The sequence below is a fragment of the Streptomyces macrosporus genome, from assembly GCF_039533145.1.
Classification (GTDB): Bacteria; Actinomycetota; Actinomycetes; order Streptomycetales; family Streptomycetaceae; genus Streptomyces; species Streptomyces macrosporus.
In genome coordinates, this window is record NZ_BAAASZ010000002.1 from 1 (window position 1) to 21,710 (window position 21,710).

Here is a 21,710-nt window from a genome sequence, read left to right on the forward strand (position 1 = left end):
CGTCGACTCCCCCACCGGCGGACCCACCACCATCACCGCCGAACTCCCCTGGCGCGTCTGACCCCTCACGCCCCGGCGCCTCCCGCGCGTCCGCCGCCCCGGCCCCCACGCGGTCCCGAATCCTGGAATGCTGGGGCGCATGCGGACCACCAGGGGGGCGGGAGACGTGAACGACACGGTGCGAGTGGTCATCGCCGAGGACTCGGTGCTGCTCCGGGAGGGCCTGACCCGCCTGCTGAACGACCGCGGCCACGAGGTCGTCGCGGGCGTCGGCGACGGCGAGGCCCTGATCGAGGTCGTCGGCAAGATGGTCGACTCCGGGGAGCCGCCGGACGTGGTGGTGGCGGACGTGCGGATGCCCCCGTCGCACACCGACGAGGGGCTGCGGGCGGCCATCCGGCTGCGCGCCGACCACCCGGGCCTGGGGGTGCTGGTGCTCTCGCAGTACGTCGAGGAGCAGTACGCCACCGAGCTGCTGGCCGGGTCGAGCCGGGGCGTGGGCTACCTGTTGAAGGACCGGGTCGCCGAGGTCCGCGACTTCGTCGACGCGGTGGTCCGGGTGGCCCGGGGCGGCACCGCGCTCGACCCCGAGGTGGTGGCGCAGCTCCTGGGGCGCAGCCGCAAGCAGGACGTGCTGGCGGCGCTCACCCCGCGCGAGCGCGAGGTGCTGGGCCTGATGGCCGAGGGCCGCACGAACTCCGCGATCGCCCGGCGGTTGGTGGTCAGCGACGGCGCGGTGGAGAAGCACGTCGGCAACATCTTCCTCAAGCTGGGGCTCGCGCCGAGCGAGGGGGACCACCGCCGGGTGCTGGCCGTGCTGACCTACCTGAGGTCCTGAGGCGGCTGCCGTGAGGGGTGTGGACACGGCCGTGCCGGCCGTCCGGGAAGGGGGCGGACGAGCCGCCGGGCCGGCGGACGGCGCCGGCCCGGCGGAGCCGGCGGACTTCGACGCCCTGGTGCGCGCGGCCCCCGGCGACGCGCGACGGCGGCCCGCCGGAGCGCGTCCTCCGAGGGGTCCGCTCCTCCCACGGCGACGCGGCCCGCGCGGGCGACACGTGCGACGTGGAGCGACGCGGGTGACGCGGGCGCCGTGCTCCTCACGGCGCGGAGGATCGCGGGGTGAGCTGCCCCACTGGGAGGCGGATCCGGGAATACGGCTCGCCGCGGAGTTGTCGTCTCATCCGATCGTCCACCATGTGACCGTCTCCAGGAAGGTCACCCTTACCCACGTACCATGGCTGGCGAGTCGCCGCCTCAAGGGAGGTCCTGTTCCGTGACCAGCCAGGTCAGTAGCCCAGCCGATCAGCAGCGCTCGCCCGGCTCACCGGCCAAGGAGGTCCGGCGACTGGAGCGGGTGATCATCCGTTTCGCCGGGGACTCCGGCGACGGCATGCAGCTGACCGGCGACCGCTTCACCTCCGAGACGGCGTCGTTCGGCAACGACCTGTCCACGCTGCCCAACTTCCCGGCCGAGATCCGGGCGCCCGCCGGCACGCTGCCCGGCGTCTCGTCGTTCCAGCTCCACTTCGCGGACCACGACATCCTCACTCCCGGCGACGCCCCCGACGTGCTGGTGGCGATGAACCCGGCCGCGCTCAAGGCGAACCTGCCGGACCTGCCGCGGGGCGCGGAGATCATCGTCAACACCGACGAGTTCTCCAAGCGCGCGATGGCCAAGGTGGGCTACACCGCCAACCCGCTGGAGGACGGCTCGCTGGAGGCGTACCACGTCCACCCGGTGCCGCTGACGACGCTGACGCTGGAGGCGCTGAAGGACTCCGGCCTGGCCCGCAGGGACGCCGAGCGGGCGAAGAACATGTTCGCGCTGGGTCTGCTGTCGTGGATGTACCACCGGCCGACCGAGAACACCGAGACGTTTCTGCGGAAGAAGTTCGCCAAGAAGCCCGAGGTGGCCGAGGCGAACGTCACGGCCTTCCGGGCGGGGTGGAACTTCGGCGAGACCACCGAGGACTTCGCCGTCTCCTACGAGGTCGCCCCGGCCTCGTCCGCCTTCCCGCCGGGCACCTACCGGAACATCTCCGGCAACCTGGCGTTGTCCTACGGACTGATCGCCGCGTCTCGCCAGGCGGACCTGCCGCTCTACCTGGGCTCGTACCCGATCACCCCGGCCTCGGACATCCTCCACGAGCTGAGCAAGCACAAGAACTTCGGCGTGCGCACCTTCCAGGCCGAGGACGAGATCGCGGGCATCGGCGCCGCGCTGGGCGCGGCCTTCGGCGGTTCCCTGGCGGTGACCACCACCTCCGGCCCCGGCGTCGCGCTGAAGTCGGAGACCATCGGTCTGGCCGTCTCCCTGGAGCTGCCGCTGCTGATCGTGGACATCCAGCGCGGCGGCCCCTCCACCGGCCTGCCCACCAAGACCGAGCAGGCCGACCTGCTCCAGGCGATGTACGGCCGCAACGGCGAGGCCCCGGTGCCCGTCGTCGCCCCGGCCACCCCCGGCGACTGCTTCGACGCGGCGCTGGACGCCGCCCGGATCGCGCTGACCTACCGCACCCCGGTGTTCCTGCTCTCCGACGGCTACCTGGCCAACGGCTCCGAGCCGTGGCGGATCCCGGACCCGGACGAGCTGCCCGACCTGCGGGTGCAGTTCGCCACCGGCCCCAACCACACCACCGAGGACGGCACCGAGGTCTTCTGGCCGTACAAGCGCGACCCGCACACCCTGGCCCGCCCCTGGGCGGTGCCGGGCACGCCGGGGCTGGAGCACCGCATCGGCGGCATCGAGAAGCAGGACGGCACGGGCAACATCTCCTACGACCCGGCCAACCACGACTTCATGGTCCGCACCCGCCAGGCGAAGGTCGACGGCATCGAGGTGCCGGACGTCCGCGTCGACGACCCCTCGGGCGACGCGCGGCTCCTGGTGCTGGGCTGGGGCTCGACGTACGGCCCCATCACCGCCGCGGTGCGCAGGCTGCGCGCCGCCGGCGAGAAGGTCGCCCAGGCCCACCTGCGCCACCTGAACCCCTTCCCCGGCAACCTCGGCGAGGTGCTGAAGCGCTACGACAAGGTGGTCGTCCCCGAGATGAACCTCGGGCAGCTCGCCACCCTGCTGCGCGCGAAGTACCTGGTCGACGCCCAGTCGTACACGCAGGTCCGTGGCCTGCCGTTCAAGGCCGAGCAACTCGCCACCGTTCTGAAGGAGGCCATCGATGGCTGAGACCGCGACGGAGGCGCCCACCTACCCGGCGCTCTCCCTGGTCCCCAAGGCCGAGACCAAGCAGACCGCGAAGGACTTCAAGTCCGACCAGGAGGTCCGCTGGTGCCCCGGCTGCGGCGACTACGCCATCCTGGCCGCCGTCCAGGGCTTCATGCCCGAGATGGGGCTGGCGAAGGAGAACATCGTCTTCGTCTCCGGCATCGGCTGCTCCTCCCGCTTCCCGTACTACATGAACACCTACGGGATGCACTCCATCCACGGCCGCGCGCCCGCCATCGCGACCGGTCTGGCCACCTCCCGGCCCGACCTGTCGGTGTGGGTGGTCACCGGTGACGGCGACGCGCTGTCCATCGGCGGCAACCACCTCATCCACGCGCTGCGCCGGAACGTGAACCTGAAGATCCTGCTGTTCAACAACCGGATCTACGGGCTCACCAAGGGTCAGTACTCCCCCACCTCCGAGCTCGGCAAGATCACCAAGTCGACGCCGATGGGCTCGCTGGACGCGCCCTTCAACCCGGTCTCGCTGGCGATCGGCGCGGAGGCGAGCTTCGTGGCCCGCACGGTGGACTCCGACCGCAAGCACCTCACCGGCGTGCTGCGCGCCGCCGCCGCCCACCCGGGCACCGCCCTGGTGGAGATCTACCAGAACTGCAACATCTTCAACGACGGCGCCTTCGACGCCCTCAAGGACAAGGAGCAGGCGCTGGAGGCCGTGATCCGGCTGGAGCACGGGCAGCCGATCCGCTTCGGCGCCCCGGCCGAGGACGGTCTGGGCTCCAAGGGCGTGGTCCGGGACCCGGCCACCGGCGACCTGCGGGTCGTGGACGTGACGGCCGAGGGCACCGACGGGATCCTCGTGCACGACGCCCACGCCGCCTCGCCGACGACGGCCTTCGCCCTCTCCCGGCTGGCCGACCCCGACACGCTCCACCACACGCCGATCGGCGTCTTCCGCGACGTGAACCGTCCGGTCTACGACACGCTGATGTCCGAGCAGTTGGAGAAGGCCGTGGAGCAGCGCGGCAAGGGCGACCTGGGCGCCCTCCTGGCCGGCACCGACACCTGGACGGTCGTCGGCTGATCCGTCGGCCCGCCGTCTTCTGGGGAGGGGCCGGTTCCGCGCGGGCGGAGCCGGCCCCTTCCGCGTGCCGTGCGGGCCGCGTGCGCCGCGCCGGTCGTCGGGGCCGTCGGGGGAGGCGGGGGCGGGTCAGCGTTTCAGGCCGAACTCGCACCACACGGCCTTCCCCGGCCCCCGCTCCCGAACCCCCCACACGTCGGCGAGCGCGTCCACCAGCAGCAGTCCGCGCCCGCCCTCCTCGTCCGGAGCCGGCCTGCGGACCCACGGCCGTCCGGCGCCGCTGTCGTGGACCTCGACCCGCAGGACGCCCCGCTCGGGCACCTCCAGCCGCACCCGGAAACCCCGTCCGGGGGGCGCGCCGTGGCGCACGGCGTTCGTGGCCAGCTCCGACACGCACAGCCGCACCTCCTCCTCCCGCTCCGTGATCCCCCACCCCTCCAGCACCCCCCGCACGAACTCCCGAGCGGCATGGACGGAGCGGCCGCTGCGCTGGAACACCCTCTCCCGAGGCAGGGGTGGTGAACTCCTCCGGCTGGTATCACCCATGGGCGCGCTCCGTGATGAGGAAGACCACAGCGTCCGTCCGCGCGCGGGCGTACGGGTGCGCTCTGGGACGCATACGGCTCGGGACGGCGCGCCGTTCACCGGAGGCGCGGGCGAGGGACGGGAACGAGCCACCAAACGTCAGCACCGTATGGTGGGACGGAAATGACAGACGGGGGATGCGGCGTTACCGTCGTCGGATCGGTCACCGTCCCGGAGGAGGAGCTTTGGAGTCGCACGGCGAGCACCGCACGGGTCTGCTGCTCGGCTTCACCGCCTACGGGATGTGGGGGCTGCTCCCGCTCTACTGGCACGTCCTGGAACCGGCCGGCGCCGTGGAGGTCCTGGCCCACCGGATGGTGTGGTCGCTGCCCACCGCCCTGGTCATCCTGGCCCTGCTGCGCCGCTGGTCGTGGGTGCGGCCGCTGTCGCGCGAGCCCCGCAAGCTCGGTCTGATCGTCGTCGCGGCCACGCTGATCTCGGTCAACTGGTGGCTGTTCATCTGGGCGGTCGCGACCGACAAGGTCATCGAGGCGTCGCTGGGGTACTTCATCAACCCGCTGATATCCATCGCCCTCGGCGTCCTGCTGCTGCGCGAGCGGCTGCGGCCCGCCCAGTGGGCGGCCGTCGGCATCGGGGCGCTGGCGGTGGCGGTGCTGGCCGTCGCCTACGGCCGGGTGCCGTGGCTCTCCCTCGTCCTGGCCATGTCCTTCGCCCTGTACGCGTTGATCAAGAAGCGTGTCCGGCTGGACGGGGTGGAGAGCTTCGGCGCCGAGACGGCCGTGCAGTTCCTGCCCGCACTGGGCATCCTTCTCGTCCTGGGCGCGCGGGACGAGGCCACCTTCACCACCGAGGGCACCGGACACGCGCTGCTGCTCTCCCTGGCCGGGCTGGCCACCGCGCTGCCGCTGATCTTCTTCGGCGGGGCGGCGGTACGGCTGCCGCTCTCCACGATCGGGCTGCTGCAGTACCTGGCGCCCGTCTCGATGTTCCTGCTGGGGCTGCTGGCCTTCGACGAGGCGATGCCGCCCGAGCGCTGGGCGGGCTTCCTGCTCGTCTGGACGGCTCTGTCCGTGCTGACCTGGGACGCCCTGCGCACGGCACGGCGCTCGCGGGCGCGGCTGCGCAAGGCCGCGGCTGCGGCCGCCGCGGCCGGCGCCTCCGCCATGGACACGGAGGGCCGGAAGGCGGCGGACCGGCCGACGGCCGCCGGGGCCCCCTCGGAGACCGCACAGGGCTGAGGCCACCCGAACACACCAACCCCGAACAGGTCGCCACCACGGGTCGGCACGCCGCGGCGTGCCGACCCGTGCCACGTCAGCGCGGCATCGTCCGATAGTCGGACGCATATGTCCGGATTCCGCCCTTGACGTCTCTCCAGCGCCACATCAGCATCATGCACACGTCAATCCCCCCACAGGAGGCACTGATGCCCACACGCGCTGGACGGCGGCCCTCCCGAAGAACCTCCCTGCGCCGCGCCGCCCTGGGCGCCGGACTGGCCGGTGCGCTCGCGGCCGGACTGCTCACCTCGGCCGCCGCCCCGGCCACCGCCGGACCCGCCGCGCCGACCGCCGCGGCGCCGGACATCCCGGTCGCCAACGTCAAGGCCCACCTCTCGCAGTTCCAGTCGATCGCCGCCGCCAACGGCGGCAACCGCGCCCACGGCCGCCCCGGCTACCGGGCCTCGCTCGACTACGTCAAGGGCAAGCTGGACGCCGCCGGCTTCACCACCTCCATACAGCAGTTCACCTCCAGCGGAGCCACCGGCTACAACCTGATCGCCGACTGGCCCGGCGGCGACACCAACCAGGTGATCATGGCCGGGGCCCACCTGGACTCGGTCGGCAGCGGCGCCGGCATCAACGACAACGGCTCCGGCTCCGCCGCCGTCCTGGAGACCGCCCTGGCCGTGGCCCGCGAGGGCTACCGCCCCGGCAAACACCTGCGGTTCGCCTGGTGGGGGGCCGAGGAGCTGGGGCTGGTCGGATCGCGGTACTACGTCAACAACCTCTCCGCCACCGATCGGTCGAAGATCGACGCCTACCTCAACTTCGACATGATCGGCTCGCCGAACCCCGGCTACTTCGTCTACGACGACGACCCGGCCATCGAGAAGGTCTTCAAGGACTGGTTCGCCGCGAAGGGCGTTCCGACCGAGATCGAGACCGAGGGCGACGGACGCTCCGACCACGCCTCCTTCAAGAACGTCGGCATCCCCGTCGGCGGGCTGTTCACCGGCGCCGGCCGGACCAAGACCACCGCACAGGCCCAGAAGTGGGGCGGCACCGCCGGGCGGGCGTTCGACCCCTGCTACCACTCCTCCTGCGACACCACCTCCAACATCAACGACACGGCCCTGGACCGGAACAGCGACGCCCTGGCCCACGGAGTGTGGACGCTCGGCTCCGGTACCACCACCCCGCCGCCGTCGGGCGACACCTTCGAGAACGCCACCGACGTCTCCATACCCGACGGGGGCTCGGCCGTGGAGTCGCCCCTCTCCGTCACCGGCCGTTCCGGGAACGCCCCGAGCGCGCTCCGGGTCGGCGTCGACATCAAGCACACCTACCGCGGCGACCTCGTCGTCGATCTGGTGGCTCCGGACGGCAGCGCCTACCGGCTGAAGAACTCGGACAACGACTCGGGTGACGACGTGATCACCACCTACACCGTCGACGCCTCCACCGAGGCGGCCAACGGCACCTGGAAGCTCCGCGTCCGGGACGCCTACCGGTACGACAGCGGCTACATCGACAGTTGGAGGCTCACCTTCTGACCGGAACCGGCTCGACCGCCCCGGCCGCCCTGCTCGGCCCTGCCGGGGTGGTCGGGCCGGACCGGCCTCCGACCCTTGCGAGCCCCGCCTCGCCCCCGTCGAGCGGCACCGGGGCCGCCGCGCCCCGAAGGCGAGCCCTCGGGAGAGTCGGTCAGTCCCCCTCGTCACGGCGGGCGCGCAGCGCCCGGACCTTGTGACGGTTGCCGCAGCGCTCCATCGAGCACCAGCGACGGCGACCGGGGCGCGAGGTGTCCACGAAGACCAGGTGGCAGTCGTCGGAGGCGCACTCCCGTATCCGGTGGGCGTACGGGCCGCCGAACAGGTCGACGGCGTCGCGCGCGACCGTCGAGAGCAGTTGCGCCCCCGTCGCCTCCGGCCCCCAGTCCCGCCTCCAGCCCGTACCGCCGTCCGGCCGCAGCAGCCGCGCGGCCAGCGGAGGGCCGGCGGCGGTGTCGTTGACCACCGCCACGTCCTCCGAGCGCGGTGTGCGGCCGTACGCCTGGTCCACGGCCATCCGCCACAGCGCGGCGCGCAGCTCCTTGGCGGCGGCCAGCTCCACCTCCGTCACCCCCACCAGGGACGAGACGCGCAGCCGGGACCGGGAGGCCCAGACCACCAGGTTCGCCGGCTCGTGGAACACCTCGTGACGCGCGTACCTCCCCGGCCCGCCCGTGGGAAGCAGCTCCAGGCACAGCGCCCCCGGGTCGAAGCGGTAGGGCACCCCTTCGGGTGAGTGCAGGACCAGACCCGTTGCGGACTCCGTCATGTAACCAATATAACTGGTTACGCCCGAGAGGGGCAGGGCACACGGGAAGAAGACGACGGACGGAGGAAGTGCCGTGGTGGAGGCGATGGACACCCCGGGCGCGGCGGACGGCGCACGCGAGACGCTCGGCTGGAAGCTCGTGATCGACTGCGCCGATCCGCACCGGCAGGCCGACTTCTGGGCCGCCGCCCTGGGCTACGAGGTGGAGGACAACAGCGTCCTGATCGAGCGCCTGCTCGGCTTCGGCGCCGTGGGCGAGGACATCTTGGTGGAGCACCACGGCCGTCGCGCCTGGCGCGACGCCGCGGCCGTGCGGCACCCGCGGGACCCGGTCGACCCCGACAGCGGCACGGGCCTGGGGCGGCGCCTGCTCTTCCAGCGCGTTCCGGAGCCCAAGACGGTCAAGAACCGCCTGCACATCGACGTCCACGCGGGTGCCGGGCGCCGCGAGGAGACCGTCGCCCGGCTCCAGGGCCTGGGCGCGTCGGTCATACGGCGGGTGAGGGAGCCCTCCGGGGAGTGGACGGTCATGTCCGACCCCAACACGCCGGACTAGCAACTCTAGCGGAACACCCCAGGTCAGCGCAGGGAAAAGGCCCCGCCCGCGCACCGGGGGAAGTGCACAGACGGGGCCCGTACCGGCCCGCTCAGCCATCGGCGTAGCTCAGCGCGCCGGTGCTTACCAGCGGATCGGCTCGGCGTCACCGCCTACGCACACGGGACAGGGGCGCTTGTAGGTCCACCCGCACAGCGCACAGCCGGTGAAGCCGCAGCAGCCGTCACACCAGATGGCGCGGTGACCAGCACAGCAGCCGCAGAGATCACCCCACTTCCAGAGTGACCAGGGTTCCTCTCCTCCGGTCCGTCCGGCGCGTGGCTTCGGGTGGTAGGGCTTGGGGGCCGGAACCGACCTCGCGGGCCGTCTGCGGGCCGTACGCGGCCTCTGCGGGGCCGTCGTCATCCGTGCCCCTCAGGGTGCCGCGCCATGAGCACGTTGCAGTCCGTCACGGTCGTCTGATCATTGCCCGCGCGGGCACGATCACGGACGTTCGCCAACTCCCGGCAACCGGCGCAGCCTTCGACCGGTGCGGGCTCTAGCGGGGGTTCCTGGTAGGGCAGTTCTACCGGCTCTTGCGGGTACCGGATCGGCTCAGTCATGCCGCCACCTCCGCAGCGTCCATGCGGCGATTCCGTCGCAAGATGGCTTCACGCTCCGCTGTGCTGGCCCGCTCCCACGCGATCAGGTACGGGCGGACTAGGGCGATCTCCTCGCCGGGCAGATGGGGCGGGTTAGCGGCGGCCACGCGATACGCGGGAACGCACGGCGTGAAGCGGTGAACGGGTGCGGGTGTGGGGGCCGCGCGCCGCTTCCCACGGGCGGGCAGAAACCATGCGAGAAGGGCGGCCAGTAGCCTTGCCATAGGTCGACTCCTATTCAGTCGGCTTAGCCCTCGGGGCGGCCCTCCTACCGGCCATCCCGGGGGCGTTTTTGTTGCACTCTTTGAACCACGCCATGCGAACCATGGCGGGCATCCGAAGATAGTCGAGATGCAGCGGTCTGTCAGCCGACCTAGCTTGATCGCCATGGAGCTTGACCCGACCCTGCCCGCGTGGCCGCAAATCGCCGCGATCCTCGAACAGCGGATCGCTGATGGCACGTACCCGCCGGGCACTCGACCGCCGGGGGCCGTCCCACTGGCAGAGGAATTTGGGGTCGCGTCATCGACGGCAGCGCGAGCGGTGCAGGACCTCAAGCGGCGCGGACTGGTCACCGCGTCACCGGGGTGGGGAACCTTCGTTGCACAGAAGGGCTGATCACAGCTTTGACCAAAGCTGTGACTCTCCGTAACTGAATGAAAAAGGCCCCACAGCGCGCCCGGCAATTGGGCGGCCATGGGGCCTAGGTTGAGGGTGCTACGAAGATCAACGGAGGGTGGGGCAGCATGACACGCACGTTGGGCGACATTGAATACGCGCAGGGCTTCCGGTTCGAATGGTCCGAGCAGCGGAAGGAAAACGGAGCCCTTTGCGGGTGGTTCTTCCGGGACGACCCGGATAACGACCCGGAGCGGTTTTACCGGATGTGGATTATCGAAATCCCGGCCGAGCGGGGCCAGGAAGCAGCCTACTGGGTCCAGCCGGGACCCAATGAGAATCCGGGTTGGCCTCTCCCTTCGCTGGATATGGCAACCGCGTATCTCACCGGGTGGTTCGCCGGGCGGGGAGAATGGTGACCGATCGGCTGGACAAGTAGCAGACAAAAGACCTACAGCGCCCGACCACCGGGCATCTGTAGGGTCTTCGCTGTGGGGCCAGAGAGAAACGTTTACCTCTGGTCTGTTCCTCTACGGCGATCGCCCCACTTAGCTCGTCCCGCCGTCCAAGCGGCCAGCCATCGCCCGCCATAGCTCGGGTCGTTCACGTCTTCCTGGCCATCAGCACGTGCACAGGAATCTGCCGAGGATTTTCCCCATTAGACCCGACTGTGAGGGCTTAAATGGAATACGATCAGGAGCTTGACCGACGAGTCAACTATGCGAATAACATTCTCACCCCTCTCGGGTTCAAGAGGGTATGCGCCCTGGATCCGATCGACCCAGAACTTGTAGGTCAATTTCGGGAGCTGGTAGAAAACTCTGACACAGAGAAGCCGCTGCAAGTGTTTCTCTGGAAGCATCCAGTAATTCTTGCCCGGTTTCTGGGGCCCGGCTTCTGCTGGTGGATTAAGCAAGAAGTGCGCCTAGGGAATGAGGTGAGGATGGATTTCCTGGCTGCACGGACAGAGAGTCTGCCCCTTAACTACACCATGGTAGAGCTGGAGAGTCCAACTGCCAGATGGTTCAATCCGAGCAACCGCAGGCCGGCAGAAAAAATGGTGGAGGCTATTCAGCAGGTTGGCGAATGGCGATACTGGATCAACAAGCTCCAACATTACATCAATGAACCTAAACCGTATGGCGGTGGCCTCAGCCATCTTTCGAGTCACACGGTCAACGCCCAGATCGTAATCGGCCGGCGTGCGATTGTCACGAATGCTGATCGTGAGCGAGTCAAGGCTCTGATGGACGCCGGGAATAGGTTCTCGGTGAATACCTGGGACACGCTAATCGAGAGGTCCAGAAACCCCGCTTGGAACATCTACGGACAGAGTGCGAGTGACTGCTGCGAGGAGTGCAGTTACATCAACTAATAGCGCTACCTGGCGCAACCGTACATCGGTGACCGGCTCTCGATCGGTTGCGGAGCGATCCCGTATGTATCGCAATGTTTGGCGCAACGACTTGAAAACCCGTACAGACAGCGAGCAGCTATACGCTTGCGGTCCGGAAAGGTCGACATTAGGGTCCCCCCCACCCCCTTTCGGTCACTTTCTGCTACCCCCTGCCCCTCTTTAGCCGCCTAACCAATGTTTCTCGCGGAGTGGTTGTCACGAGACGGCACGCATTCGGACGGAGGCGGAGGAGAGGGCAGTCAGGGGCGATATCTTCGGCGCGGCAATGGGCGCAGAACGGCTTAGGCATCCTCCGAAACTCCCCGCGCGTCGGCAGCACCCTGCATGAGCACCATTCGGGAAATCAGCGACCACACGGAAGAGCGCGCGTCGGCCGGTGAAATCGTGCCCTCGGCGATCAGGTCCAGGGCGTAAGTACGGTGCGAATCAATGAGCACGATCGGATCACTCAGGAAGTCGCCCGGGAGTCGGCCCCGCAGACCAGCGGCGAACTGCGCAAGAGCGGCGTTGAAGTCTTCGCGGAGAAGATCGGCGGACATGGGGCAGTCTCCTATTCGGCAATATCGCGGAGATCGGAAAGAACGGTCGGCGGCGTCGGGCGACCGACTGATATGTCATTGGCGCGGCGGCGGATGAATGCCGACACGATGCGCCATACGACCGGATCATCGGCGGCCAGTAGTCGGGCGGTTTCCTGGTCAATGCTCAGGACGATACGGCCGGGCATTAGGCGGCACCCGCGCGGTGTCGGCGCAGGCGCTCACGTGCCATAGCGCGCTTGCACACGGGCGAGCACGAACCGGCAGGAGTACCGCGAGAGAAGATGTGAAAGAAGCGCGCACCGCAGATGACACAGCGCGGGCGAGCGATGCAAACGGAAGTCAAGGTGAAGCCGTCCAGAAAGAAAGAGAGAAAGGGCCCCCGGCAGAGGCTAGACCGGGGGCCCTTCAGAGAGGACATATTCGGATGTGACGGGGACCGAATACTAGAGCGCGCCTGAAACGCTCCTACCTTACAGAGAGCGTTTCTGTTAAGCATGGCACCGCGTAACGTTACGCGATGGCCGGTGTCCACTCGCCTATTAGTTGGTCCTTCTTCGAGGCGTTGCAGCGCTCACAGACAAAGCGCATGTTATCCACGGTGGAAAGCCCGCCACGCGAGACAGGCACAAGGTGATCCAGGATCTCTTCCCCGCCAAGCGGAGTCGCACAGTGGAAGCAATGCGAATCCCCGTACTGCTCACGGACAGCCCGCTTTAGAGTCACACGGCGGGCAATGGTGCGCTGCGCCCTCTGGCACGAACGGCAAACCCCATCGGCGTACTTGGAAACGTGCGGCGCGGAGCAACGCGGGCACGGCACGGGAACGGGCGCGCGGCGATCACGGGCACGGATGTACTCGGCTGCCTTGGCGCACTTCTTCGAGCAGTAGTGGCGAGTCCGGCCCTTTTCCTTGGAAAGCCCTACGGGGTTGTTGCAGTCCGGGCCTTGGCACGGGTTCTTAGCGGCCTCTTCCCTTTCACGCCGACGGGCACGCCGCTCATCCTCGGCTCGCAGGCTCTCTATGTCGGCGTCGCATGCGTGGCAATAGCGCACGTTAGCCGGTCGTCCGGTCGGCATTTCACAGCGTTCGCACGCGGGGGCCGAACGGTACGCGCGGGCGGCTTCCCGGGCCTTCCTTGCTTGGATCTGCAACCGTGCGGACTCCCTACAGAGCGGGGCCCCGCAGGTGTTCCGATCAGGTCGGGGCTTCGGTCCTCGGCATTCAGTGCAAACGGCACGCTTGGCAGTGTCAGGCATCAGCGATCTTCCAAAAGGGGGCCGGTTTAAAGTAAGCAAAGGTGCGCGGGTCGGTCCGTGTTCGGAATCGACACTGCAACATCCCCCGACGAAACCGTTACCGGCCAATGGGCATGAGAAAGGTCCCCGGCGGACACCGGGGCTACGGTTCAGAGAGCGTGCCGACTAAGGGCGAGGGGAAGATTTCCCCGGAAGTTCGATCACGCTTAGTAACGCTTTGGTCACAGCTTTCGGGTGACTCGCCAGTGTGCAGAGTGACGATTTCGAACCCGGTTTCGACTTGGACTATGGATTCTCTTATTTCAGAGTGAAACAGGGTGGAGAAACTACATTCGACACACCAGGGGCCCGGGGCGCTGTGCGCCGTTCTCCGGGCCGTTCCCGCGCTCGCCGGATGCGAGGGGCCCGCCCAGGGTCTCGAACTGCCTCAGAGCGGTTCAGGGGCCTTGTGTGGCATATCGGCGGGCATGGCAAAGGGCCCGACCCGGCGGGGTGCCAGATCGGGCCCAGGGGTGCCGGGCTTACATGGCGTCAGAGGCGGTGTGCTCCGCCCATTCAGCCGCTTCGGCGTGATCGGCGTCCCGTAGCGTGAAGACCACCCGCGATTCGTCCAGCCGTCGCCAACCGCCCGGCCGTCCCCGCTTCACCGTGAGATGCGCGCCAGCGTCCAGCAGCATTCGGCGGCGTCCCGCTGTGTCAGCGTCCCGCCACTCGTCGGCGTACGTCCGGCCGGTGCCGATCACCTCTCGACGGGCGGGAGTTGCCGGGGTTTCCTCCAGCTCGGCCAGCCGTGCATCAAGGGCGTCCGCCCGGCACTGCCATGCCTCACGCGCTGCCCGCGATTTCTGCCGCCCTTCCTGCCGCTGGTGTTCCTCAAACTCGGCCAGCGTCGCCGCAATCTCGGGAGCCGGGTCATATCCCGGAATCTCGATAACGCGAGTCACGTGCAGCCCACCGACCGCAGCGAGGAATTCCCGCTCCGCGTAGTCGTCGGCCCAATCTCCCCGAACATTCGCCGGTGCCTCGCACTTGTCCCCGCGCGCATGGCTGTTGCACTTGTAGGTGGGCGTCTTTCCGGTCTGTGCATTGAGGTACATACGGCCCCCGCAGCTCACGCAGTGGACCACCCCGAGCAGCAGCGCGTTCGTGTCCTTCCTCTCACGGTTGTTAATGCTCCGGGCGTCCAGCAGCGCACCTACCCGGTCGTACTCGGCGCGGGTCAGGATCGGGTCAGCCGTCGCCATAACCGGCCGTCCCTCGCTGTCCCGTACAGGCTTTCCGTCGTGCGTCTTCCAGCCGAGCAGCGCCGGAGAACGCAGCAGCTTGGTAATGACACTCGGCGTCCACTTGAAACGCTCACGGGTCACGCGCTGTCCCTTGGCCCCGCCCGTCTTTCCTCCGGTCGTCCGCCCCTTGGCCAGCGCCCACCAGTCACGGGGAGAGGGAATTCCCTCGTTGTTCAGTTCCTCGGCAATGGCGCTCACGGTTGTGCCGTTCACACCCTGCGCCGGGTCCCCCATCAGGTCACGGATGATCCGTTCAATGACAGCGACCGGGGCCGGGCCGCACCCGGGGATTTCGTCGGTGGCCGGTGCCAGCGTCCACCCGCCGGATTCCAGCGGAACGGGAACGTATCCGTACGGCGGGCGGGAACCACGCCACCGGAGATCCATTCCGCGCATGGCTGCCTGTGCACCGAGGACGCGTTCACGGATGGACTGCGCCTCGAATTCGGCGGCGAACGCGAAGATTTGGAGAATCAGTTGAGTGATCAGGTCTACGCCACTACGGAAATCCAGCGTAAGACGGCCGCCCGGTCCCTCAGCGAACACGATCACTTTCCGGTGTTCGCGCGCCCACTGAACAAGCGCGTTCATGTCGGCCATGCTGCGAACGGCGCGATCGAATCGCCAGAAACACAGAACGTCGAAGCTGTCCGGCTGGGCAAGCCACGGGCCGAGTTCCGGCCGCTCAAAGGGCGTGGTCTTAGACGCGCTGACTCCGAGGTCTACGGCTTCCCCGATGATGCGGGCACCGACGGATGCGGCGGCCCCCTCGTTGGCGGCGCGCTGGCGGCCGGGCGAGGTGGTTTCGTCGGTCTCGACGCTGAGGCGTACAGCGGACAGGGCACGGGGTTGGGTCTCCATACCTACCCCGAGCGCGTTGGTGAAGTTCCCTGCGCTAACCTGCGCTTTTGCTGCCATCTGGCATGTCTCCAGAACTGCTAGACATGCGTGTCAGGAGATCCGGAGGGCAACGAGTTCTGCGTGGTCTGAGCGGTCCGCCCGCCCACGCCGCGCTCCCCGACCGGCCCGCGCTCAGACCGTGATGTCGCGGTTGGTGAGGCGGGCCCAGGCGGCCGAGCCGAACACGGCCGCGTACAGCCCCTGGAGACCCAGGTTGTCGAGCAGGTCCTCCCAGTAGACGGGATCGCGGAGGAGGTCGGCGAAGGACATCCAGTGGTGCGGGAAGAGATAGGGGTGGACCGCCTCCAACTGCGGAATCGCACCGAGGATCTGCACGGCGATCAGCAGGCCGACGGTGGTGGCCATGGCGGCGATGCCGCTGTTGGTGAGGGTGGAGACGAACAGACCCAGCGCCGCCAGACCGACCAGCGACGCGGCGACCACGACCGCTATGGCCAGGGCCCGCAGCAGTCCTTCGGTGAAGGAGACCGTGGTTCCGGAGAGCAGGGTCACCTCCCCGACCGGGAAGAGGAGGACACCGACGATCAGGGCGGAGACCGCCACCGTCAGGGTCGCCGCCAGGCAGAAGGCCAGGATGGCGGTGAATTTGGCGAGCAGCAGCCGCGTACGCCCGGCCGGGGCGACCAGCAGATAGCGCAGGGTGCCCGCACCCGCCTCCCCCGCGACCGAGTCGCCCGCGACGACTCCGACCGTCATGGGGAGGAAGAAGGGGAGGGTGGCGGCCAGCGCGGTGAAGACCAGAAACAGGCCGTTGTTGGTGATCTGACCGATGAACGCCGGCCCCTCACCGCCGCCCCCGTCGGTCGAGCCGCCCTCACCGGTTTCGATCCTGACGGCGATTCCGACCAACACCGGGATTCCCGCCAGGACGGTGAGCAGCGCCAGGGTCCGCCAGCGTCGGAAGGTGACGATCAGTTCGCTGCGGAACAGCCCCAGCGACCACAGCGGTCCGGGACGGCGCGAAGGAGCGTCCCGGCCCTCCGCCGCTCCGGTCCGCGCCGGTTCGGTCCGGGGAAGTTCAGCCCGCGACATCGAATCCCTCCCCGGTCAGCGCCACGAACGCGTCCTCCAGTGAGGCGCGCTCGGTTCCGAAGGCCCGTACCCGGACCCCGGAACGCACCAGAGCGGCGTTGAGGTCGGCCGGGTCGGGCGGATCGACGGTCGGCAGCTCACCGGTGACGCGGTCGTCGGTGACGGTCAGGTCGGTCACGCCCGACTCCTTCAGGACACGGACGGCGTCCGCGGTGTCCGGGGTGGTGACCACGAGCCGTCCGCGGGCCTCCGCCGCCAACTCGTCCACCGGCCCCTGGGTGAGCAGCCGTCCACGGGCCATCACCGCCGCGTGTGTACAGACCTGCTCGATCTCGTCCAGCAGGTGGGAGGAGAGGAAGACCGTGGTGCCGTCGCCGGCGAGTTCGCGCACCAGAGCGCGGATCTCGCGCATGCCCTGGGGGTCGAGCCCGTTGGTCGGCTCGTCCAGGACCAGCAGGTCCCGCGGTTGCAGCAGCGCCGCCGCCAGACCGAGCCGCTGCTTCATGCCCAGCGAGTACGCTTTGGCCTTCTTCCGCGCGGCGGCCGTGAGCCCCACCCGCTCCAGCGCCCGATCCACCCGGACCGCGCGGGTGCGGGGGTCGGCGGTCGGGTCGGCCGCGTCGAAGCGCATCAGGTTGTCGCGTCCGGAGAGGAAGCCGTACAGCGCCGGGCCCTCGATCAGCGCGCCCACTCTCGGCAGCACCCGCCGGGCCGTGTCCGGCATCGGCTCTCCCAGCAGCCGCACACTGCCGTGGCTCGGCTCGATCAGCCCGAGCAGCATCCGGATCGTCGTCGTCTTCCCCGAGCCGTTGGGGCCGAGGAAGCCGAAGACGCTGCCGCGCGGCACGGTCAGGTCGAGTCCGTCCACGGCGAGCTGTCCGCCGCGGTACCGCTTGCCGAGACCACGGGTCTCGACGACCGCGTCCTGGACGGGCGATGGCTGCATGGTGCTCCCCGAAGTCGGGTGGACGTCCCGGTGTGGCGGGGCCGCGCCGGCCCCTCCGAGCCGACCGTACGGCGGTCGGAGGGGCCGGGCGGCGCTCCGGTCATTCGGCCGCGTTCGCGGCCTTGACCAGGCCGTCCCGGGTGACGGCCCCCACGTACACGGTGCCGTCGTCGGTGATCAGGGCGTTGACGAGACGGGTGCCGAAGAACCGGCCGGTGCCGAAGTCCCCCTTCACCTCGTCGGTGAGGTTGCCGAGCAGCTTCTGCGCCTCGGGTCCCTTCACGCCGTCGGCGACGTCCGCGGGCAGCTCGAACTCGGCGACCGAGTTCCAGCCCTCGCCGATGACCTCCAGGCCGGACGGCGCGCTCCGCGGGTCCTTCTCGCGCTCCGGTGCCGCGGAGTCGCCCCGCACGTCGTCGAGCCTCTCCTCGGTGACCTCCGCGCCCTTCGGCGGCTTGAACGCGAAGGTCTCCGCGGCCGGCTTGGAGAAGTCCACCTCGGTGAAGCCCACGTCGATCGCGGCCTTGCCGCCGTCCTGGGGAGCGAGCGTGAACCTCAGCGGCACGCCGGTGTCCGCGTCCACCGCGATCCGCACCGACTCGACCGTGCTGTCCGGCTGCTTCGGCCGGATCAGCAGCTGGTACGCGTCCTGCCCGGCGACCTTCGCCGTCCCGTCGACGGTGACCGAGGTCGTGTCGTCGACGGCCTTGAGCGCCTGCTCGGCCGCCTTCTGCGGGGTGATCCGCTCAAGCCCCTCGGGCGCCTTCTCCTGCCCGGCGCCCTCCGGCAGGACGGTGTGGTGGACGGTGTTGCTCGCGCTGTCGTAGGCCCACACGTCCTCGCCGTTGCGGACGAGGCTGTACTCCGCGGCCTCCTCGACGAGCGAGACGCGCTGCCTGTCCGGCCCGTCGGCGGCGACGCGCAGGGTGTGGCTGCCGGAGGCCAGCTCCGTCAGCTTGTTCCGCGGATCGGCTTCCGAGCCGCCGTCCTCGCCACCGTTCCCCTCACCACCGCCGTGGCCGCCCGAGCCCAGGCCGTCCAGCGCGGGGAGCCCCAGATCGGTGGTGATCTTCACCGTGCCGGACAGCCGCTGGGTGTCCGAGGCGGCGATTCTCGTTATCAGTTCCTCCGCGCTGATCTTCGGCAGGTCGGTGTCGCCGGGAGTCGCCAGCGCCGGTACGAGGCCGACGGTCACCGCCGCCGCTCCGGCCACCGTGGCCGGCACGGCGTAGCGCAGCGCCTTCTTGATCGGTCGGGTCTGTGCCATGTGTGCGCGTACCTCCGTGATCCGCGGCGGTTCGTCCGTGTGTCGCACTCGTCCACCCCTCGCCGCCATTCTCACCCAATCCGGTGGATGTTGACGGGTTCCATCCCACCAAATTGCTCCGGACAGGGCGTCAGCCGACAGAGGCAAGTCGACGTACTACCGCAGGATGAGGGCGGCGCGCCGCCTCCTCCCCACCGACGGACTCCCCGGGGAGAAGAGACCTGCCGAAAGGGGGTGGACAGGGTCGGACCAGGGAGAACGCGAACCGGGGCGGGATCAGCCCGCCCGGTGGACCACCGCGTCGCACAGGGAGGAGAGGGCCTCCTTCGCCGGGCAGTCCCGCAGCGGCGCGAGGGTGGCACGGGCCTCGTCCGCATAGCGGATCGTGTCGCGGCGGGCCTCCTCCAGCGCGGGGTGCGCGCGGAACCTCGCCAGGGCCTCCGCGTGCCGGGCGTCGTCGGTCAGATCGCCGTCCAGCAGCTCGCACAGGGCCAGGTCCTCCGGCGCGCCGTCACGCGCCGCGCGGGCCCGCAGGTGGAGCACCGGCAGTGTCGCGATGCCCTCGCGCAGGTCCGTGCCGGGCGTCTTGCCGGACTCGTGGGAGTCGCTGGCGATGTCGAGGACGTCGTCCGCGAGTTGGAAGGCGGTGCCGATCCGCTCCCCGTACTGGGTGAGGACGTCCACGACGCGCTCGTCCGCGCCCGCCATCATCGCCCCCAGGCGTACGGCCACCGCGACCAGCGAGCCGGTCTTGCCCGCGATCACGTCGAGGTAGTGGGCGATCGGGTCGTCGCCCTCCTGCGGCCCCGCCGTCTCCAGGATCTGTCCGGTCACCAGCCGCTCGAACGCCTCGGCCTGGATGCGGACCGCCTCCGGCCCCAGATCGGCCACGATGCGCGAGGCCCGCGCGAAGAGGAAGTCGCCGGTGAGGACGGCCACCGAGTTGTCCCAGCGGGCGTTCGCGCTCGGCACTCCGCGCCGCACGTTCGCCTCGTCCATCACGTCGTCGTGGTAGAGGGTCGCCAGATGCGTCAGCTCCACGACCACCGCCGCGGGCACCACCCCCGGAGCGTGCGGGTCACCGAACTGCGACGCCAGCATCACCAGCAGGGGACGGAAACGCTTCCCTCCGGCACGCACCAGATGCCGCGCGGCTTCCGTTATGAAGGGCACGCCGCTCTTGGTGGCCTCGACGAGGCCCTCCTCGACAGCCGCCAACCCCGCCTGGACCTGGGTTTCCAGTGCCTGGTCCCGCACGCTCAGCCCGAAGGGCCCGACGACGGTCACGAGGGGTACTCCTGTCTGCGTAGGATCAGCGAACGATCACGCGGCTTGTGGCGGCCGTCACGGTGCGTCGCCGCATCGCTGGGCCGCTATCACCATCATCATCCCTGGCAGCGTAGCCGGTCCCGTGACGATCACCGCCGCCGCGTACCTCTGTCTCCCTCCCCGTCTCCCTCCCTGTCTCCGCCTCCGGGTCCACCCCCGTGTCGGCGCCCCTGTCCGGCCGCCGCGCGCCGCTTCTGCGGGAGATCACCACCACGTAGCCTGTTCGCGGCCCTGACCGGCGACGACCTCGAAGGCGAGGCATCCACTCATGTCCGACGCGACTCCGCCCGGCCTGCCCGACGACGACCTCTTCGGCCCGGAGAACCTTCCCTACGGCGTCTTCACCACCGAGGACGACCCCGACCTGCCCCGGATCGGCGTCCGCTACGGCCGGTCCGTGCTGGACGCGGGATCGGCGGCGGAGACCTTCGGCTCGGCCCACACCGAACTGCTCCGGCAGCCGCGCCTCAATCCCCTGATGGCGGCGGGCCGTCCGGTCTGGCAGGCCGTGCGCGCCGAACTGCGCTCCTGGCTGACCTCCCCCGAGCACGCCGACGTCATCGGGCAGTACCTGATCCCGCTCGACGACGTCACCCTCCACCTCCCCTTCGAGGTGGCCGACTACGTGGACTTCTACGCCAGCGAGCACCACGCCTCCAACGTCGGGCGGATCTTCCGCCCCCAGGGTGAGCCGCTCACCCCCAACTGGAAGCACCTGCCGATCGGCTACCACGGCCGCGCCGGCACGGTGGTGGTCTCCGGCACCCCCGTCATCCGTCCGCGGGGTCAGCGCAAGGCCCCCGACGAGGCGGCCCCCACCTTCGGCCCGTCCCGCCGTCTGGACATCGAGGCCGAGGTCGGCTTCGTCGTCGGCACCCCCTCGCGGCTGGGCGACCGCGTTCCGCAGTCCGCCCTCCGGGAGCACGTCTTCGGCGTCTGCCTGCTCAACGACTGGTCGGCACGCGACATCCAGGCGTGGGAGTACGTACCGCTGGGGCCGTTCCTGGGGAAGTCCTTCGCGACCTCCGTCTCCGCCTGGATCACCCCGCTCGACGCCCTCGACGCCGCCCGCACGGCCCCGCCCGAGCGCACCCACCCCCTGCTGGACTACCTGGAGGACTCCGCCGCCGGCGAGCCCTGCGGGCTGGACCTGAGGCTCTCGGTCGCCCTCAACGGGCACACCGTCGCCGAGCCGCCGTTCTCCGCGATGTACTGGACGGCCGCCCAGCAGCTCGCCCATCTGACCGTCAACGGCGCCTCGCTGCGCACCGGGGACCTCTTCGCCTCCGGCACGGTCAGCGGCCCGGAGCCCCGCCAGCGCGGCTGCCTGCTGGAGCTGACCTGGTCCGGCCGCGATCCGATCGAACTGCCCGACGGGAAGCGGACGTTCCTGGAGGACGGCGACGAGGTCGTCATCACCGCCTGGGCTCCGGGCCCGAACGGCTCCCGCATCGGTCTGGGCGAGGTGGCCGGACGGATCCACCCGGCCGTCTAGCACATCCGCCACCGGGCCCGTCGAGCCCTCTCGGCGGGCCCGGCTTCACC

20 protein-coding genes are annotated in these 21,710 nt (G+C 69.6%); 10 read left to right on the top strand and 10 right to left on the bottom strand.

The window, feature by feature from the left end; all coding sequences use genetic code 11:
• Window positions 1–178 precede the first annotated feature (178 nt).
• From ABD335_RS00010 to ABD335_RS00020, 3 genes are all read left to right on the top strand, one after another.
• Window positions 179–838 (top strand): response regulator transcription factor, encoded by a 660-nt coding sequence (locus tag ABD335_RS00010; RefSeq protein ID WP_344319957.1) that lies wholly within the window; start codon window positions 179–181, stop codon window positions 836–838.
• 435 nt (window positions 839–1,273) lie between these two features.
• Entirely contained in the window at window positions 1,274–3,184 is a 1,911-nt protein-coding gene (locus tag ABD335_RS00015) for a 2-oxoacid:acceptor oxidoreductase subunit alpha (protein WP_344319877.1), read from the top strand.
• Complete coding sequence (locus tag ABD335_RS00020; protein WP_344319878.1) at window positions 3,177–4,268, top strand: 2-oxoacid:ferredoxin oxidoreductase subunit beta; 1,092 nt, start codon at window positions 3,177–3,179, stop codon at window positions 4,266–4,268. Before ABD335_RS00015 ends, ABD335_RS00020 begins: the two co-directional genes overlap by 8 nt.
• Window positions 4,269–4,394: 126 nt before the next feature.
• Here the strand turns inward: ABD335_RS00020 and ABD335_RS00025 are convergent, their stop codons facing one another.
• Complete coding sequence (locus ABD335_RS00025; RefSeq protein WP_344319879.1) at window positions 4,395–4,811, bottom strand: ATP-binding protein; 417 nt, start codon at window positions 4,809–4,811, stop codon at window positions 4,395–4,397.
• A 224-nt stretch (window positions 4,812–5,035) separates the two neighbouring features.
• Between ABD335_RS00025 and rarD the strand changes: the two genes are divergently transcribed.
• Window positions 5,036–6,049, top strand: a complete 1,014-nt coding sequence (gene rarD, locus ABD335_RS00030; RefSeq protein WP_344319880.1) for an EamA family transporter RarD — start codon at window positions 5,036–5,038, stop codon at window positions 6,047–6,049.
• Between the two features lie 188 nt (window positions 6,050–6,237).
• Entirely contained in the window at window positions 6,238–7,587 is a 1,350-nt protein-coding gene (locus ABD335_RS00035) for a M28 family peptidase (protein ID WP_344319881.1), read from the top strand.
• A 151-nt stretch (window positions 7,588–7,738) separates the two neighbouring features.
• Here ABD335_RS00035 and ABD335_RS00040 read toward each other — a convergent pair whose 3' ends face one another.
• Window positions 7,739–8,353, bottom strand: a complete 615-nt coding sequence (locus ABD335_RS00040) for a CGNR zinc finger domain-containing protein (RefSeq protein WP_344319882.1) — start codon at window positions 8,351–8,353, stop codon at window positions 7,739–7,741.
• Window positions 8,354–8,438: 85 nt separating this feature from the next.
• Between ABD335_RS00040 and ABD335_RS00045 the strand changes: the two genes are divergently transcribed.
• From ABD335_RS00045 to ABD335_RS00065, 4 genes are all read left to right on the top strand, one after another.
• Window positions 8,439–8,909: a VOC family protein gene (locus ABD335_RS00045; RefSeq protein WP_344319958.1), complete on the top strand. Its 471-nt coding sequence runs from the start codon at window positions 8,439–8,441 to the stop codon at window positions 8,907–8,909.
• 1,028 nt (window positions 8,910–9,937) lie between these two features.
• Entirely contained in the window at window positions 9,938–10,168 is a 231-nt protein-coding gene (locus tag ABD335_RS00055) for a winged helix-turn-helix domain-containing protein (protein WP_344319884.1), read from the top strand.
• Between the two features lie 128 nt (window positions 10,169–10,296).
• Entirely contained in the window at window positions 10,297–10,587 is a 291-nt protein-coding gene (locus ABD335_RS00060; RefSeq protein WP_344319885.1) for a hypothetical protein, read from the top strand.
• Between the two features lie 263 nt (window positions 10,588–10,850).
• Window positions 10,851–11,543 carry a Shedu anti-phage system protein SduA domain-containing protein gene (locus ABD335_RS00065; protein ID WP_344319886.1) on the top strand — a complete coding sequence of 231 codons (693 nt, stop codon included), beginning with the start codon at window positions 10,851–10,853 and terminating at the stop codon, window positions 11,541–11,543.
• A 323-nt stretch (window positions 11,544–11,866) separates the two neighbouring features.
• Here ABD335_RS00065 and ABD335_RS00070 read toward each other — a convergent pair whose 3' ends face one another.
• The 8 genes from ABD335_RS00070 to ABD335_RS00100 all read right to left on the bottom strand — a co-directional run bounded on the left by ABD335_RS00070 (window position 11,867) and on the right by ABD335_RS00100 (window position 20,123).
• Window positions 11,867–12,124 carry a hypothetical protein gene (locus ABD335_RS00070; RefSeq protein WP_344319887.1) on the bottom strand — a complete coding sequence of 86 codons (258 nt, stop codon included), beginning with the start codon at window positions 12,122–12,124 and terminating at the stop codon, window positions 11,867–11,869.
• Window positions 12,125–12,135: 11 nt separating this feature from the next.
• Window positions 12,136–12,312: a hypothetical protein gene (locus tag ABD335_RS00075; protein WP_344319888.1), complete on the bottom strand. Its 177-nt coding sequence runs from the start codon at window positions 12,310–12,312 to the stop codon at window positions 12,136–12,138.
• A 325-nt stretch (window positions 12,313–12,637) separates the two neighbouring features.
• Complete coding sequence (locus ABD335_RS30705) at window positions 12,638–13,384, bottom strand: HNH endonuclease (RefSeq protein WP_425583504.1); 747 nt, start codon at window positions 13,382–13,384, stop codon at window positions 12,638–12,640.
• A 521-nt stretch (window positions 13,385–13,905) separates the two neighbouring features.
• Entirely contained in the window at window positions 13,906–15,588 is a 1,683-nt protein-coding gene (locus tag ABD335_RS00080) for a recombinase family protein (protein WP_344319889.1), read from the bottom strand.
• Between the two features lie 114 nt (window positions 15,589–15,702).
• On the bottom strand, window positions 15,703–16,623 hold the full coding sequence (locus tag ABD335_RS00085; protein ID WP_344319890.1) for an ABC transporter permease: 921 nt from the start codon (window positions 16,621–16,623) through the stop codon (window positions 15,703–15,705).
• On the bottom strand, window positions 16,610–17,569 hold the full coding sequence (locus tag ABD335_RS00090; protein ID WP_344319891.1) for an ABC transporter ATP-binding protein: 960 nt from the start codon (window positions 17,567–17,569) through the stop codon (window positions 16,610–16,612). Before ABD335_RS00090 ends, ABD335_RS00085 begins: the two co-directional genes overlap by 14 nt.
• 100 nt (window positions 17,570–17,669) lie before the next feature.
• Window positions 17,670–18,836, bottom strand: a complete 1,167-nt coding sequence (locus ABD335_RS00095; protein WP_344319892.1) for a LolA family protein — start codon at window positions 18,834–18,836, stop codon at window positions 17,670–17,672.
• Window positions 18,837–19,112: 276 nt separating this feature from the next.
• Window positions 19,113–20,123: a polyprenyl synthetase family protein gene (locus tag ABD335_RS00100; protein WP_344319893.1), complete on the bottom strand. Its 1,011-nt coding sequence runs from the start codon at window positions 20,121–20,123 to the stop codon at window positions 19,113–19,115.
• A 310-nt stretch (window positions 20,124–20,433) separates the two neighbouring features.
• Here ABD335_RS00100 and fahA point away from each other — a divergent pair, with 310 nt between their 5' ends.
• A complete protein-coding gene (gene fahA / locus ABD335_RS00105; protein ID WP_344319894.1) occupies window positions 20,434–21,660 on the top strand; it encodes a fumarylacetoacetase in 1,227 nt (408 codons plus the stop codon).
• Window positions 21,661–21,710 lie beyond the last annotated feature (50 nt).